General features: G+C 65.1%; 1 protein-coding gene. It reads left to right on the top strand.

Annotated elements, in window-relative coordinates:
- Positions 1 to 66: 66 nt before the first annotated feature.
- Positions 67 to 272 (top strand): FAD-dependent monooxygenase (locus I5M_RS27850; protein ID WP_031337849.1); only part of this gene is annotated, 206 nt, incomplete at its 3' end.

Here is a 272-nt window from a genome sequence, read left to right as displayed (position 1 = left end):
CGCACATCGGCCTTCAGATTTTCTTCGTCATTGCGCGCGACACTTCGCCGCCCGAAGGAGGCGCCCATGCGCTACACCGATGTGGCGATCATCGGCGGCGGCCTCGCCGGCGCAACGACGGCGGCGATGCTCGGACGCGCAGGCGTCGCGACAATCCTGATCGATCCGCACGCAGTCGCCGTCCCCGATTTTCGCTGCGAGAAGCTCGGCGACGATCAGTTCGCCCTGTATCAAAAGACGGGACTGTCCGACGCGCTGCTGAACGTCACGAC

The organism is Rhodopseudomonas sp. B29, from assembly GCF_000333455.1.
Classification (GTDB): Bacteria; Pseudomonadota; Alphaproteobacteria; order Rhizobiales; family Xanthobacteraceae; genus Rhodopseudomonas.
Note: the sequence above shows the minus strand (reverse complement) of the source record. Positions and strands in the feature narration are given on the sequence as shown.